This is a genomic window from Christiangramia oceanisediminis (assembly GCF_022570735.2).
Classification (GTDB): Bacteria; Bacteroidota; Bacteroidia; order Flavobacteriales; family Flavobacteriaceae; genus Christiangramia; species Christiangramia oceanisediminis.
The window spans coordinates 807,752-823,107 of sequence record NZ_JANCNS010000002.1; the positions used below are offsets into that span (position 1 = coordinate 807,752).

14 protein-coding genes are annotated in these 15,356 nt (G+C 42.7%); 5 read left to right on the forward strand and 9 right to left on the reverse strand.

Features of this window, described 5'->3' with window-relative positions:
* Position 1: 1 nt before the first annotated feature.
* The 5 genes from MKO06_RS11100 to MKO06_RS11120 are packed head-to-tail and all read left to right on the forward strand — an operon-like array spanning position 2 to position 4,168.
* The gene (locus MKO06_RS11100) at positions 2-715 is read left to right on the forward strand and encodes a 16S rRNA (uracil(1498)-N(3))-methyltransferase (protein WP_241551242.1); all 714 of its coding nucleotides are present in this window, start codon (positions 2-4) and stop codon (positions 713-715) included.
* Positions 715-1,365 carry a DUF4159 domain-containing protein gene (locus MKO06_RS11105; protein WP_241551243.1) on the forward strand — a complete coding sequence of 217 codons (651 nt, stop codon included), beginning with the start codon at positions 715-717 and terminating at the stop codon, positions 1,363-1,365. Before MKO06_RS11100 ends, MKO06_RS11105 begins: the two co-directional genes overlap by 1 nt.
* Before the next feature lie 53 nt (positions 1,366-1,418).
* Positions 1,419-1,886, forward strand: coding sequence for a TrmH family RNA methyltransferase (locus MKO06_RS11110; RefSeq protein ID WP_241551244.1), 468 nt, complete (start codon positions 1,419-1,421; stop codon positions 1,884-1,886).
* Positions 1,887-1,898: 12 nt separating this feature from the next.
* Positions 1,899-2,987, forward strand: coding sequence for an AI-2E family transporter (locus MKO06_RS11115; RefSeq protein WP_241551245.1), 1,089 nt, complete (start codon positions 1,899-1,901; stop codon positions 2,985-2,987).
* A 2-nt stretch (positions 2,988-2,989) separates the two neighbouring features.
* Positions 2,990-4,168 carry a THUMP-like domain-containing protein gene (locus tag MKO06_RS11120; RefSeq protein WP_241551246.1) on the forward strand — a complete coding sequence of 393 codons (1,179 nt, stop codon included), beginning with the start codon at positions 2,990-2,992 and terminating at the stop codon, positions 4,166-4,168.
* Here MKO06_RS11120 and flxY read toward each other — a convergent pair whose 3' ends face one another.
* Genes flxY through MKO06_RS11165 form a run of 9 tightly spaced genes read right to left on the reverse strand, consistent with a single transcriptional unit; the run spans position 4,169 to position 15,355 of the window.
* The gene (gene flxY / locus MKO06_RS11125) at positions 4,169-5,443 is read right to left on the reverse strand and encodes a flexirubin biosynthesis putative acyl-CoA ligase FlxY (protein ID WP_241551247.1); all 1,275 of its coding nucleotides are present in this window, start codon (positions 5,441-5,443) and stop codon (positions 4,169-4,171) included.
* Positions 5,443-7,107: a C45 family autoproteolytic acyltransferase/hydrolase gene (locus tag MKO06_RS11130; RefSeq protein ID WP_341849956.1), complete on the reverse strand. Its 1,665-nt coding sequence runs from the start codon at positions 7,105-7,107 to the stop codon at positions 5,443-5,445. The genes flxY and MKO06_RS11130 overlap by 1 nt, the downstream gene beginning before the upstream one ends.
* Positions 7,104-10,094, reverse strand: a complete 2,991-nt coding sequence (locus MKO06_RS11135) for an MMPL family transporter (RefSeq protein WP_241551248.1) — start codon at positions 10,092-10,094, stop codon at positions 7,104-7,106. Before MKO06_RS11135 ends, MKO06_RS11130 begins: the two co-directional genes overlap by 4 nt.
* Complete coding sequence (locus tag MKO06_RS11140) at positions 10,094-11,299, reverse strand: DUF2062 domain-containing protein (RefSeq protein ID WP_241551249.1); 1,206 nt, start codon at positions 11,297-11,299, stop codon at positions 10,094-10,096. Before MKO06_RS11140 ends, MKO06_RS11135 begins: the two co-directional genes overlap by 1 nt.
* Positions 11,300-11,349: 50 nt before the next feature.
* Positions 11,350-11,715 (reverse strand): ApeI family dehydratase, encoded by a 366-nt coding sequence (locus MKO06_RS11145; RefSeq protein ID WP_241551250.1) that lies wholly within the window; start codon positions 11,713-11,715, stop codon positions 11,350-11,352.
* A gap of 27 nt (positions 11,716-11,742) precedes the next feature.
* Entirely contained in the window at positions 11,743-12,369 is a 627-nt protein-coding gene (gene lolA2 / locus MKO06_RS11150; protein ID WP_241551251.1) for a flexirubin biosynthesis/transport protein LolA2, read from the reverse strand.
* Entirely contained in the window at positions 12,353-13,126 is a 774-nt protein-coding gene (locus tag MKO06_RS11155) for a polysaccharide deacetylase family protein (RefSeq protein WP_241551252.1), read from the reverse strand. The genes lolA2 and MKO06_RS11155 overlap by 17 nt, the downstream gene beginning before the upstream one ends.
* The gene (locus MKO06_RS11160; protein ID WP_241551253.1) at positions 13,123-14,181 is read right to left on the reverse strand and encodes a beta-ketoacyl synthase chain length factor; all 1,059 of its coding nucleotides are present in this window, start codon (positions 14,179-14,181) and stop codon (positions 13,123-13,125) included. The genes MKO06_RS11155 and MKO06_RS11160 overlap by 4 nt, the downstream gene beginning before the upstream one ends.
* A complete protein-coding gene (locus MKO06_RS11165; RefSeq protein WP_241551254.1) occupies positions 14,174-15,355 on the reverse strand; it encodes a beta-ketoacyl-[acyl-carrier-protein] synthase family protein in 1,182 nt (393 codons plus the stop codon). Before MKO06_RS11165 ends, MKO06_RS11160 begins: the two co-directional genes overlap by 8 nt.
* Position 15,356: the final 1 nt, after the last annotated feature.

A 15,356-nucleotide genomic window follows, 5' to 3' on the forward strand; every position in this document is an offset into this window, starting at 1 on the left:
GATGCAATTATTCTTTAATCCAGATATTTCGGAAAAAGACAGCCTGGTAACATTTCCCAGGGATGAAAGTAAACATATCGTCAAGGTTCTTCGAAAAAATGAAGGAGACAAACTTAATCTCACAAACGGAAAAGGTTTATTATTTCAGGCTGAGATCATATCAGCCGACCCGAAGCATTGCGTGGTAAAAATCCTGTCTTTTGAAGAACAACCTGCTCCACCCTATTATCTTCATATGATCGTCGCTCCAACCAAAATGAACGACCGTTATGAGTGGTTCCTTGAAAAGGCCATGGAAATTGGGGTGCACGAGATCACTCCAGTAATTTGCGATCACAGTGAACGTAAAGTGGTAAAACTGGAACGCTATGAACGCGTTTTGTTAAGCGCCATGAAACAATCATTGCATCTTAGCTTTCCAAAATTGAATGAACCCATAGGTTTTAATGACCTCATGGCCCAGGAATTGGAAGGTTCCAGGTTTATTGCTCATTGCGAAGATGTTAACGAAAAACCATATCTTCAGAAAAAATTACAGGCCAGGCAACGCGTGAATATTCTAATTGGGCCTGAAGGAGACTTCAGCCCTGAAGAGATCGAAATGGCCAAAAATAAAAACTGGCAGCAAATAAGCCTTGGCGAAAGCAGGTTGCGTACCGAAACTGCTGCGATAGTCGCCTGCCATACGGTTGCCTTGGTTAATCAAGATACCTGATGAAAACCTTAAACGTTTTTTTTCTCTTAGTTTTTTTGATCCTTGCCTCCTCAGGGAAGGCCCAGGAGATCGCTGTGCTTAAATATAACGGAGGCGGTGACTGGTATTCCAATCCTACCGCACTTCCTAATTTGATTAGCTTTTGCAACCAGAACATCCAGACCAATATCGCCGCAAAGCCTCAAACCGTTGAACCGGGAAGCACCGATATATTCCAGTTTCCACTGGTTCATATGACCGGGCATGGTAATGTGATCTTCAATGATGACGAGGTTGAAAATTTAAGGAATTACCTGCTTAGCGGCGGTTTTATCCATATCGACGACAATTACGGCATGAACGAATATATAAGGAAGGAGATCAAAAAACTCTTTCCCGAAAAAGAGCTCACCGAAATACCTAAAAATCATCCAATTTTCTCGATCGCCTACGATTTCCCGAATGGTCTTCCCAAGATACACGAGCATGATGCCCTGCCTCCACAGGCTTTCGGAATATTCGACAATAACAGGCTCCTGTTGCTTTTCACCTTGGAAAGTGACCTGGGTGACGGATGGGAGAGCCCGGAAGTTCATAATGACCCGGAAGAAGTAAGACAAAAAGCTTTAAAAATGGGAGCAAATATTGTTAAATACGCCTTCGAAAATTGATAAAACAACTATCCCACACCGAAACTTCCTTCCAAAAAAAAAAATTTCCCATTGTGCTATTATTAGACAATGTGACCGGTGAAGCGAATATTGGAAGTCTCTTCAGGCTTGCCGACGCTTTCGGAATTGAAAAGATCATCTTCGGAGGCTCCAGGCCCAATCTAAATAGTAACCGCCTTACCAGAACTGCGCGGAATACCCATAAACTGGTGGATTTTGAATTTTATGAAAAATCTTCTGAAGCAATTGATACCTACCGAAATATGGGGTATAAAAGTATCGGGCTTGAGATCACCAGTACAAGCCGGCCTATACATGAGATTTCAGAAAAAAAATTAGGTGAAACGCTGCTTGTCGCTGGAAATGAGCGACATGGTATTTCAGCAGAAGTTCTGGAAAGCATCGATGAGCTTTTTCATATAGAAATGTTCGGGGAAAACAGCAGTATGAATGTGGCACAATCGGTGGGGATCGCGTTATACGAAATAACCAAAGTCTTCAACAAGTTCGACAAGAAATAATATATTTACGCCGTGAAAGCACATGAATTTGCAAATGGAATCCTCAGGGCAACCGGGATCATGCTCGGTATCGTCCTCCTTCTTTACTTTTTATGGGAGATCCAGTCGGTGATCGTATACGTTGCCGTTGCTGCGGTTATTGCGCTTATTGGAAGACCGGTGGTAATATTTCTTCGCAACCAGCTTAGGCTGCCAAATCAGCTTGCCGTAGTGATCGTACTGCTATTGGTACTCGCCATTTTTGCCGGGATCATTTTTGTTTTTGTCCCGATCGTGATCGAACAAAGCAAGTATTTAGGCCAGATAGATATAGAGGCGTTTAAAAATGATTTAAACGACCTTAACGAGCAGATCAACAATTACCTCGGTGTTGAGGAGATCAATATAATTGAAGGCCTGAAACGAAGCGAATTTATAAGGAATTTTGACGTTAGCCTTATTCCCCAATTTCTGAACAATGTTTTCGGGATTCTTGGAGCGACCCTGGTCGCTGTATTTTCCATTCTTTTCATTTCATTTTTCTTTCTGAAAGATAGCAAACTGATGCTGAACAGCATCCTGGTATTTGCCAATAAAGGAGAAGAAAAGAAATTTCAGCGCGTCTTCAATAAGATCAAGGTGCTGCTTTCCCGCTATTTTGTTGGCCTAACCCTCCAGATCTCGGTGCTTTTTCTATTGTACAGTATCCTGCTTTCGGTCTTTGAGATCAATAACCCGATTGCCATCGCCTTTATCTGTGCAGTTTTAAATTTGGTTCCATACCTGGGCCCATTACTGGCAGGTATTTTAATGGCGCTTTTTGTGATCTCCAGCAACCTGGGAGCCGAATTCAGCAGTGTGATCCTCCCACGAGTAATCTATGTGATGCTGGGTTACGGGATATGCCAGTTGATCGATAATTTCATTTCGCAACCAATGATCTTTGGAGCCAGTGTAAAATCGCACCCGCTGGAGATATTCCTGATCATTCTAATCGCCGGGCTTATGTTTGGCATCACAGGAATGGTTGTGGCTGTTCCTTTCTATACAGCCCTTAAAGTGATCGCCAAGGAGTCACTAAGCGAATACAAAATCGTAAAAAGGCTTACCAGAGACCTCTGATCATGTTTAACAGGGCCTTGCTTAGACCAGAAGTCGTTAAGTTCATTCGTAATAATGAAAAAAGCGATATTCCAGGACTGGTTCTTAAGGGCAGTCCATTTGATGATATAAGCGTTCAGGAGCTTGCCGGCCAGTTGAAAGGGCTTAAGATCGCAAAAAGGAAATTCCCGGAATTTTATCAATCTGATGAAATCATATACCCACCCAGCCTGAACCTCGAACAAAGTTCTTCTGAAATTACGGCAACTTACAAGGCATCCCTGGTAAAAGGAAAATCGTGCATCGATCTTACGGGTGGCCTTGGAATCGATTCTTATTATATTTCCCAGAATTTTGAAAATTTCGTTTACTGCGAGCTAAATAGAGAGCTGGCCGAAGTCGCCAAACATAATTTCAGGTCGCTTCATGCAAATATCGAAGTTCAACATACCGATTCGCTGGAATACCTAAAAAAACAGGAAGGATTCAACTGGATCTATGCCGATCCTGCCAGGCGGGGTAAAACTGGCGAAAAGGTATTCAGGCTGGAAGATTGCGAGCCCAATATTCCTGCAAATCTCGACCTGATATTTTCAAAGACCAACAATCTTTTATTGAAAACCTCTCCTATTCTTGATATTTCTGCAGGAAACAGGGAATTGAAATTCGTAAAGGAGATCCATATCCTGGCCGTTCGCAACGAGGTAAAGGAGTTATTGTGGATCCTTGAAAAGGGACATGAAATTTCGCCCGTTACCAAATGCGTAAATTTTGAAAAGAGTGAAATTGAGAAATTCCAGGGAAGCCTGGATGATGAGGAAGGGCTATCGATCGATTTTAGCGAACCGCTGGAGTATTTGTATGAGCCCAATTCGGCTATTATGAAAAGCGGACTTTTTAAACAGCTGGCTTTAGAAACCGGTACTACGAAGCTACATCAGCATTCCCATTTATACACCTCAAATCACCCGCTTAAATTCCCCGGAAGGAGCTTTAAAGTGATTGATCGTATGTATTTTAAAGATTCTTACCTAAAGAAGAAGTTAAAGTCTAGAAAAGCCAATATCACTACCCGTAATTTTCCTGATTCTGTAGAAAACCTTCGGAAGAAATTCAAGATTAAGGATGGTGGAAGCGATTATATTTTCTTTACCACCAACCTGGAAAACGAAAAGATCGTGATCTTCTGCCAGAAGATATGATTAACGAAGATCCCTGAAAACCTGTGGTTTCCTGTTCATCTTCGGAAACCTTAATTTTTCGATCTCCTCAAGTTCCATCAAATCTATTATCGGGGTAACATTCAATCTGGCCCTGAAATAATCCTGAAGGCGTGCTACTCCCATAAAATCAGCAGGTACGAACACAGTTACCGCATCATTTCCGAATTCATCATGCCTGGCCTCAATCAAATAGGAATCCAGCTTTTTAAAGGAATTTAAAACCTCAATCAGGTGCTGCGGGTAAAGGCTGGTTCCCTTCAGTTTGATCTTTTGCTGTTTCCTTCCAACCACTGAACCTAGCCGTGGGGTATTCCTTCCGCAATCGCAGGGCTCTTCATAATAGGTAAGCATATCGCCGGTAGCAAACCTGATCAACGGCATGGTTCGGGTTTGCAGCGGGGTGACCACCAGCTCCCCTATTTCACCCGGTTGAACGGCCTCTCCCGCCTCGTTCAAAACTTCGGTATAAACCAGATCGGCAGGCACATGATATCCACGATGTTCGGGACATTCGGTGAAAGCAGTGGCCATTTCCGTTGAGGCATAGGTAGAATAGATTTCAATATTCCATTTTTCCTGTAAGAGTTTCCCTATTGCATTCAATTCAAAATTTGAATCCCGAAGCGCCTCCCCGATACAAATAGCGGCTTTTACGGAGGAATTTCGGTAATCGATCCCGTTAGCCTCCGCAAAAGTTATCATCTTAAGCAGAAAAGAAGGTACGGCTACCAGGTACTGCGGTTTAAATCGCTCGATGCTTTCCCATTGTAATTGAGGCAGTCCGCTTCCCGTCCTGATGACACCTGCTCCCAGCTTTCTCAGTCCAAGGAAATAAGCCATTCCGGCCATAAATCTCCGGTCCAGGGTTGTGGTGATCTGGACCTTATGTTCCATTTTTACTCCTGCCATTTTGAACGATCTCAACTCATTCTCAGCCAGCCTTTCGAGATCTTCCTCATTCAGGACAAAATTCATCGGACTCCCGAGTGTGCCCGAGGTGGTTACAAAGTCAATAATATCGGCCTCAGGAACGCTGATAAAATTGGAATTGAAGCGCTGCAGGTCCTCCTTGCTGGTGATGGGAAGCCGGCTAAAGTCCCCTGGCTGCTGAATTTCCTTTAAAGAGATATCACGTTCCCTGAACATTTTTTGGTAAAATGGAGAATTGTCCTTGCAGTATTGCAACTGGCTTTTTATCAATTTCCATTGAGCCGTCCTGATCTTTTTTATATCCTGAAAATAGAGATCTTGCATTATAATTTTCGCTGTGTTCTTTTAATCATTTTTTCCAGCTCTTCCTCATCAGGAAGTGTGGTTATTTCCTTTTGCCGGGCTTCTTCGAAATGTCTCAGTGCCTGGTCATAGTCTTCCTGCTCGTAATACACCATTCCGGCCAGATACCAGGCTTCCCAGAATTGTGGGTTTAATTTTACCAGTTCTTCAGCTTCAACCACTTCCGGTATTTCATCCCTTCTGAGGGCAGCTTTAACATCATATTCTAACTTTCTATATCGCTCGTAGTTTTTGAATTGAGCTTGATGAATAAAATCGCTTTCCGGAATATTCCATTCTTTACTGGCAACTGAATTTCCCACAATTCCATTAGTAAATTTTTCAAAAGCCGAATCCAGGTCATAGGCTACGAATTCGCCCATCTGGTAAGGTCCCGTGGAGACCCAAAGCCTGTTTTCCTCTGGTTTGAATACGATCGCGTGATGGGCCAGCAACTGATTGATCGCCAATTCATTTCCATATCCAAGTTCTGCTTCGTTTTTACCTTCCATATTTCTGAGGATGGAAACTGCAGTTCCAGGTTCCAGTTTCTGTTCCTCTGCCAGAAGTTGCTGCATACGCTCATACCGGTATTGAGTGTGGCTTTCAAGGATCGCTTTTTTATTCCGCCGGTCTTCGGAATAAGCCTCGCTCTGAAAATGATTACTGCAGATCAATTGACTGGAATTATCAACCTCATAAACTCCAAAGTTACGTGGTGAAACCTCTATCAGGATCGCATTTCGCTCTTTGGCGCTCCCCACCATAATAGCTTCAGAAACAAAAACCTCCCGTTTCCTGGCAATTTCAATAGCTTCCTGCGTACTTGAGGCATACTGAAGAATTTCCCGGGCCACCAGGCTTACCGGTGTTTTCGCCACCAGGGGAATTCCAGATCGACCCGCATTGATCGTGACACTTAGACCCTGTTCATTCATCCCGCTTACCACTCCAATCATTCCGCCCCAGGTATACATCATGAATTTATGGCCTTTATCGGGATTAATAAAGGCAGCGATCTTCTGTTCAGCGAATTCATCACCGGCGTAAAAATCGAAATTTCTTCCCAGCAAAAGCTGGCCATCTGCTGTTTGCTCATCCCAGGCGGCAAACGAAGTACAACCTACCAGCATAAGGTCCTGCATGGCATGGCCTATATCGTGGGCGCCGTGCAAATAAAGCATTCTCGTAAAAGCAGGTGCGAATTCATTAAATTCGGCAGAAGCATATCGGGAAACTCCGTAGATCTCCTTTAGATATTCCTGCGGAATATACTGGTACATCTTCCGGTTAAAGAATGATACGGATTTCAACAGGAAACTCCTGTAATTCTCTGAAGGCACCATTTCTGAAAGCCGCTGCATAAAGACCTGTTCCTGGTGCCTGATGAGCTCCCGACTAAGACTGCCGTTAGCAAGGCCTCTTTCCAGGGCATCGCCTTCGAGATACAGCTCCCAGATACCGAATTCATTCTTATAAAGCTGATTCTTTCCTAGGCTGTAATGATTCTCGGAATGCTGTATACGGGTCGTATCAATTTTTTCAATCCCCGAAATATCGGGTTCGAATTCCATCGATTTTTTTAACCCGCAGGATATGAAAAGCAGGGGAACAAAAATCAAATATACAAGCCTTGCTTTCATCATTCTGCTTTTTGTAAGACCAGGATATTGTTTTGACGGTAAACGATCTCGAAATTAAGGTCTAGCAGCCAGCGATTCGGAAATTCAGAATCGATTATGATCACCTTTCTGGCATGAGGTTTCATAAATTCTATAAGGGGCTGGGCATTGGTCACATTCCCCTGAATAATAAATATCTCGGAAGGTGGCAATGAACCAAGTTCCGGATAAAATTCGATTTCAGTTATTTTGGAACGTGGCGTTGCTTTTGCGATTTCCAGCAGTTCCAGATCACCTTCAAAGGCATGGATCTCAATTTCACTGAATTTATAAGATAGGAACAAAGGCAAAATCCCGTAACCCGAATTAATCACGGTCACTCTATCCTTTTCATTCAGGTATCGGCTTACCCGAAGGAATTTTTCGCGGGAAGCCCTGAATCTTTTTCTAACCTCGCCATAGATCGATTTATAACGGTAATTGCTCAAAACAGCCCATTTCTTGTAAAGCTTTTCACTTTCGGTTGGATATTTCGCAGCTTTTGACCGGATGAATTGTTTGAGGAAATAAGGAGATTCTCCATTTTCCACCCTCTCCAGGATCAGTTTTCTGAAGATAGCTCTTTGCAAAATAAAACTGATGCTTACCGCTGAAATTATTCCTATGATCGAAACTACAGAAACCGATTTTAGCGCGGGATGCTTCGCAAAAATCAGGGCTCCCATTCCCAGCATGGTTGTGATGACCGAAATTAGTATGGAAGTCTGGTAAGTCTGCAATTCCTTTTTCCCCGTCTCATACTCCTGTAAACAGGCATTGGTAATGAAAATACTATAATCCAGCCCCAATCCAAAGATGAAACTCGATATGATAATATTGAGAATATTGAACTCTATGTCCAGCAAAACCATGATCCCTAAGGCACAAATCCAGGTAACCAGGATTGGAAGCAGTGTAAAAAGACTAATTTCGATACTTCGGTATGCGATCAAAAGGATAATAAAGACAGCCAACAGTGAAAACAGAACCAGTTTATTGAACTGGTCTTTAAGGTCTCCAAGAAATACCTGATTCATAGCTTTTCGATCCAGCGCAAGCACACCCTCCACCCCTTCAAATTCTGAAAGGAATTCACTGGTATTTTCTTCAGCAAGATTTACCGTACTGGTAACCGTGGCAATATTCTCATCTTCCGATATAAAATCGCTCAGGTAAAGAGAACCCGCATCCTTATAATCATCAAGGTCTATATTCTCAAAATCCTGTTCAAGCAAAGAATAAAAGCGTCTAAAACTTTCCGGCCTAAAGCCATAATCCCCTGAAATGTTTACAAGATGGGTCTTTAGACTATCAGCTCTTTTAGGGTTCCAGAAGGATGTCCAGTTTTCGATTCGGTCATTCTGGGTTGCCGTTGATAGAATTACACCTCCTATACTGCTAAAATTACGAATTTCAGCTTCCTTCTCCAGCTCGTTCAACCTATCGTAAAGCCTGCTGTTTTCCTGAAGTGCTTCATCAATATTGTTTCCGTAGGCGACCATATAGATGGTCTTACCCTCCCGGCCGGCAAGGCCTTCCACCTTTCGCTCCAGCTCCATGAGCTCTTCAGGCTGATAATTGATCCTGGAAAGATCATCATTGAAACTAACGTTGTTGAAAAGAAATACACTTACCAACCATATACCCAGGATCAGATAAATAAGCGGCCGGAACCTTGAATATTCTACGGAAGCGATCTTGTCGAGAAAAGTATTCTGCTTATAATCTTCAGAAGGGGGAACATATAATAAGGGTACCAACAGCAGAGCCAGGATCGAAGAAAATATTACGCTTACCGCCGCAAATATTCCCAGATCGGTTAATGCTTCACTGTTCAGGAAAACCAGGCATAAAAATGCCACTGCAGTAGTGATACTACTCATCAAAACCGGTTTGGTAATATCCCTGTAGAGTTTTGAAACATCTCGATTATTGCGATAATGCGTTAGGGTATGCAGGGAATAATCCAGCGTGATACCCAGCAGGATGGAGCCTATCCCAAGGGAAATGGCCGATACGCTTCCCTTTACAAGACTCAGTAAGGCAATAGCCGTGATTCCGGAAACTATACTGGGAATGAATAATATTAGCGGCACGTAGATCTTCCGGTAAAAGAATATAAGCAAGAGTAATAAGATGCTTCCCGCTATCCCTAAACTAAGCCTGATGTCTTGCTTTATCCTGCTGGCATTGGCTATTGAGTACATCATACCACCAAAATAACTGGTTTCTACTTCCGGGTATCGACCATTCAGATCGTTTACGATCGAATCAAGCCCCTGAAGGAATTCCTCGTTTTTATCGGTTTCTGAAGAGGGATAGGCCGCATCAACGAATAGCAGGATATTCTTTCGGTCGTTAGTGATCAGGTAATTATTGTACAATCCAAAGTTCTCCCCAACCTGCAATTCCTGCAGTTTGGACAAACCAAGATTGGTGAGGGACAGGGGATCGCGAAGAAAATAATCCTTGGTGACAAAACCCGTTGGAGACATCAATTGTCGATATCCCGAACCTATTCGTGCGCGTATGCTATCGGCATAAAGTCGGTTTGAAATTTCATTATAATCCTTTTCATTTAGAAAGATCGGGAGGTTTTCATATACAAAACCATAGATCTGTCTTAGGTCATTAGGCGGAATTTTACCTTTGATGTCCAGAATATAGTCATCCAGGTTCGATTCCAGTTTCCCGGTTAAAGCTTCGGCATAGCTCACCAGACTATCTGGTGAAACATTTTCATTTTCTGCAGAAATACTTATAATTAGTTTATCGGAAAGATTGGTTGTTCTAAGAACCTTTTTCAGATTTTCCTGTTCTCCGCCAGAAGGGATGAGACTGGTGATATCTTCCTCGAGCTGAATATTCCAGGCAAAATAACCCGTGATGAGCAGGTAGACAAAAAGTATAAGGAAGCCTGTTCTTTTATGGCTTTTCAGATACCTGTAGCTATTATAAAAGGCTTTATGCATTAAGGTTTAACGACCTGCTTTTGATTAGAGATCGAAAATAAAAAATAAAATACAATCCATACTGCTCCAGCCGATACAATTGAAAGCGCGAGGCTGCCGATTATATATTGCCATAGACCCAGAAAAACTTCGGTTCCCGAATCAAAATTATGCAAATTCAAATCCCAGTTGAAACCATTTCCAGTGAGAAATAAACCTAACTGGTAGCTGCTGTAGATTATAAATGGAATAAAAGGCGGTATACTTATATTGGAGAATAAGAAGGCTATAACCTTATTGAGGCTGAAAAGGGCAGCCAGGCTAAAGACCAGCAACGTATGGATGCCCCAGAAAGGAGACAAACCTACGAAGATTCCAAGGGCGATGGCAGAGGCCTTTTTATGCGGTGGTTCCTGGCTTTTCATCACGTCTTCTTTCCAGAATCGTTTAAAGCCTTTATTTTTAAAATCCTGGTATTTGTTCCTGGGATGTATATAAAAAAAGCTTACCAGCACGAACCACATATATAAAAGAACAATTCGAACGATATCCCAGAAAGGCCTGAAATGCGTTACACGCTTTCCCTCTTCATAAAGTACTTTGATTGGAATATTTCTTACATCGGCCTTTTTCCATGCAGCCTTGACCAGGACCTCTATTTCGAGTTCAAACTTCCAGGTGATCAGTTTAAGAGAATTGATCAATTTTACCGGATATAGTCGATATCCACTCTGGGTGTCTGAAAGATCGATGCCCGTTACCACTAAAAACCAGAAATTAGAGAACCTGTTCCCCTTGCTGCTTTTCCCGGGAATTCCCTCACGGCCCATGTTGCGGTCTCCAACAAGCAGTAGTTCAGGATCAGAATCTGTACGGGATTCCAGTTCGGTTAAAAAAACATCCAGATCATCTGGATAATGCTGGCCATCTGAATCAATGGTAATTGCATATTTATATCCCAGTTCTTCTGCTGCCTTAAAACCGGTTTTTAGGGCTATCCCCTTACCCTGATTTTCGGTGTGTTCTCTTAACTCCAGATGGGGATACAAATCGAGGATCCGGGATGTTTCATCAGTAGAACCATCATTGATCACGATAATATTAAGGGTATAGGTTCTTAGCTCAGCAAGGAAAGGCCCCAAAGTTGCGGCGTTATTATAGGTTGGTACAATTACACAGCAATTAAGGGCATCGAACCTCGATTGAAAAACCGAATTAGTATTCAAGATTAAAGCTTTGTGCAAAGGTATTATTTATGACGAAAGCAACATAAGATTCAGAGAGTCTTATACAGTGCCTGGATCTTCAGGACAATCCCATTCTCCGTCCTGGCGACGCCGTTAAGCTTTACAAATTCACCGGAAACTTCCAGCTTTGACTCAAGCAGGAGCTCTGGAGTCTGGCCCGGGTCGAAAACCGCTATGAATTTCACGTTGTTGGCGCGAACCAGTTGAAGTTCATTTCCAGTTCTTCTCATGGCTTCTTCCTTAAAGAGGTGCATGAGCACTACTCCCGGCGTGACCGGCCTGTTGGGAAAATGTCCATTATAAAGGGGATGTTCATTATTGATTCTAAGAGTGGTTAGAAGCAGGCCGTCCTGTTCTTTTGAAGAAATAAGCTCGTAGAATTCCTGTAAAATCATAAATACTGGATCAGGCTTACAAGATACTTAGTTCTGGAAAACCGACTGAGGTATAGGCTGATTAATTTTAATATTTTTCATCCTGATCTCGGTATAGTCTCCAGACGGATCTAACAGGCGTACCGACCTGATATGGTAATCTGAATTAAAATTCACCCAGATCTCCTGGAATAGTCCGCTAATATTTTCGTCTTTCGGAATAATTCTCGCTTTGTAGCTATCGCCATCCCTGTGGTAGGAAATATCGAATTTACCCGTTGCATTAAGTATCTTTCCATTTACACTTCCTGCAACCAGCTCGCCCATTTTTTCGAACAATTCGCTGGATGAAAGGTCGATCTCTGAAGCCATGCCGTCTTCCACGATATACAATTTGGAGTCCCTGAAAAGAACCTGGTAATCGAACGGGCTTTGATATTCCCATTTCAGCATATCTGGCGATTTGTAATAAACCATTCCCACGCTTTTAGGCTCGGTGTTCATGGTTTGCATATGTTTGGTCTGGCTGAATTCAGCAGAAAAGCTATTGATCCCTTCAGCAGTCTGGATCACATTGGTCTTAAACCTGTCTCCTTCTTTATCTGAAAGCAGGTTATTTTGAGCAATAGTTCCTGAAAATATCAGGAAGGCAAATATGTTAATTAGTATACGCATCTATATCAAATAATTTATCCAGTCTCACAACACCAAGATTGCGTTGCTTTAGCTTTACCAATAACTGTTCCAATACCACCGAAGTTTTCTCTATATTATCGTGAAGAAGAATAAGGTCGCCTTTATCAAGGTTTTTAAGAATTCTTTTCAGGATGCGTTCTGGTGAACTGGTGATCGCATCATAAGGCCTGTTATTCCAGCCAATTACCTGGTGCCCTGTTTTAGCCAGCGCTCTTTTAACTTTAGGGTTTATAATGCCAAAAGGCGGCCGGAAAAGCCGCATCTCTAGCCCAGACCTGTCTTTAACAACCTTGTCACAGGCCTCAATTTCTTCAATTATTCGGGAAGATTTCAAAAATCCTATTTTACGGGTATGAGAATAGGTATGATTTCCAACCAGGTGTCCTCTTTTCAGGATCTCCCTGAATACTTCGGGGTGAGCCTCAACCTGTTGCCCGATGCAAAAAAAGGTGGCCTTCACCTCATGCCGGTCCAGGATATCAAGGATCTTCAGGGTGTTCTGGTTAGGCCCGTCGTCAAAACTTAAAGCCACCGAATTTCCCTCGAAATCTGGATTTCTATTATAGGCCTTTACAAAAAAATTAAAGCCAACGTTGGTAGAAACCACTAAAAGGAACAGGATATATCCCAAAACCAGCAGGACAACTGGCCAGAAAGACCAAAGATCTTCCAGGTACAGGTATAAAAAAATCACCAGGGTGATTACAAAAAGTATGTTCAGTATTCTATAGGTCAAGGTTTTTCCAACAGAATTAAGCCATGATTTTTACCAAGGTATTGATTATAGATCAGCACCTTATCTATTTTATCACAAGTTACATGATTAATTTGAAAAGCCTCTGGAATCCTGTTTTCAGCAATTATGCGAGCTCCGAGCCACATGGCATAGGCCGAAATGGAATGATTATCACCCACCAGGTGTTTATAGGCCAACTGGGCGGTTTTTGAGAAGATCGCTTCCTGGATTCCTGAATAATAACCGTCATACCTGCAATCTCCATTATTCCCAAGGATCACGGCATCGATCTCACTGATATCCAATTCATTCGACTTTAAAAATTCAAGGATCAATTGCTCAGGTTCCTGTTTCTGAATCCTATTTTTCAGGCATACGTCACGTACACAGGCATAAGACTTTTCCTGCTTTTTAGCATCCAGCACAAAGAAGGACGCCGACTCAGAGATCATGGTTCCCGGAGTATCTTTTTTAAGAAGATCGGGGCCCGAGATTTGTTCTTTGCAAATTTGCCCGTCAAGAACCTGGAAACCGGTGAAGGCTGGTGATGTCTCATCCACCCCACCTACCAGGACAGTTGTTTCTTCACCCGTATTGATCAGCATCAGGGAATCCAGCAAGGCACTTTCAAAAGAACCCGAATTCTGAGTATAGGTCATATTGTAGCTATTGCAATTGAGTTCCAGGGCGATCTGGCCACCAACCGTGTTGTGAGTGGACTGGATAAAAGAAGTTGGCGCCAGCAAACCTTCTTCAGACTCGATCATGCTTTGCATAAATTTTTCAGTATCCTGAATGCATCCCTGCCCGGTTCCTATAATAATGGCTCCAGGCTGTATTATCCCGGCTTCAGTGAGTGCTTTTTTGCTGCAATACAGTCCCATTTTTACCGCCTGCGACATACGGCGCAGCATCATGGGTTTGATAACGGCTTTGTAATCCTGATCTTTGGCCTTAACGATACTGGAACTAAATTCCTGGAAATTCCCTGTATCGAAAATATCCTCATCCTGGGCAGAAATAGCCGAAATCCCGTTGATAAAAACCTTATTCATTTCGGAAAATTAAAGAGGTACAGTTTCCTCCAAATCCGAAGGAATTGGAAAGAACATAATTTAACTGCTTTGAGTGCAGTTTCGTTTCAGGCATTAATCCTGTATCTCTTATAGGCTGGCTGAAGTTCAGGTTTGGAAAGACTTCCTGGTTTTGTATGGCCATAATTGAGATCACAGCTTCCACCGCACCGGCTGCACCCAGGGTATGACCCGTCAAAGCCTTGGTAGAACTAAATTCGGGAATATGATCACCAAAAACTCTTTTGATAGCAACACTTTCTGAAAGATCATTATTGCCCGTACCGGTCCCATGTGCATTGATATAATTGATGTTCACCGGATCCACGCCTGCTTTTTCAATAGCCTTTTTCATAGCTAAATAGGCTCCTTCCCCATTTTGGGAAGAAGCGGTCTGGTGAAAGGCGTCATTGGCGTTCCCGTAACCGGAGATCCTTGCAATGGCGGGGCGATTTCCCTTCATTTCATCAGCTTCCAGCAAAAGATAAGCAGCAGCTTCTCCAAGATTGAGTCCGTTTCTGTTTTCATCAAAAGGTTTACAGGTTTCTCCAGATAGAATCTTCAGGGAATTAAAACCATTAAGAGTGAACCTGGTTAAACAATCGGTTCCTCCCACGATGACTCTTTTCAACCTGCCCGATTCGATCAAACGGGCACCAAGCATAATGGCATTCGCAGATGAGGAACAGGCGGTGCTGATGGTAGTTACCATAGCATTGAGCCCAAAATATGCTGCGATCTTTTCTGTGGTAAAGCCGGGATGTTGGGCCTGGATATACCTGAGGTTCTCGCTGTTTTCAGAAAATTGATCAAAAAAGGATTCGGTCATATCCATTCCACCAACCGTAGTTCCGGAAATAAATCCTGTACCTGGATCAAATTCTGAAAGTCCTGAATTATGAAGTAATTCCCTAACAGCCATACATCCTAATAAGGCAGCACGGGTATAGGAGTGGCCGGGATTAAGCCCCAGATCATTACTTAACCTGGTATTGTTGATCTTGATCTCCCCAACCGGAAGATCCTTATAATTCGTTTGAAGGATTTCAGGCGTAGAAATGCCGGTTTTTCCCGTATTTAAGGATTGGTAATTTTCAAACAGGTTCTTCCCCAGTGAAGAAACGATCCCCATCCCGGTGACGGCAACGGCACACATG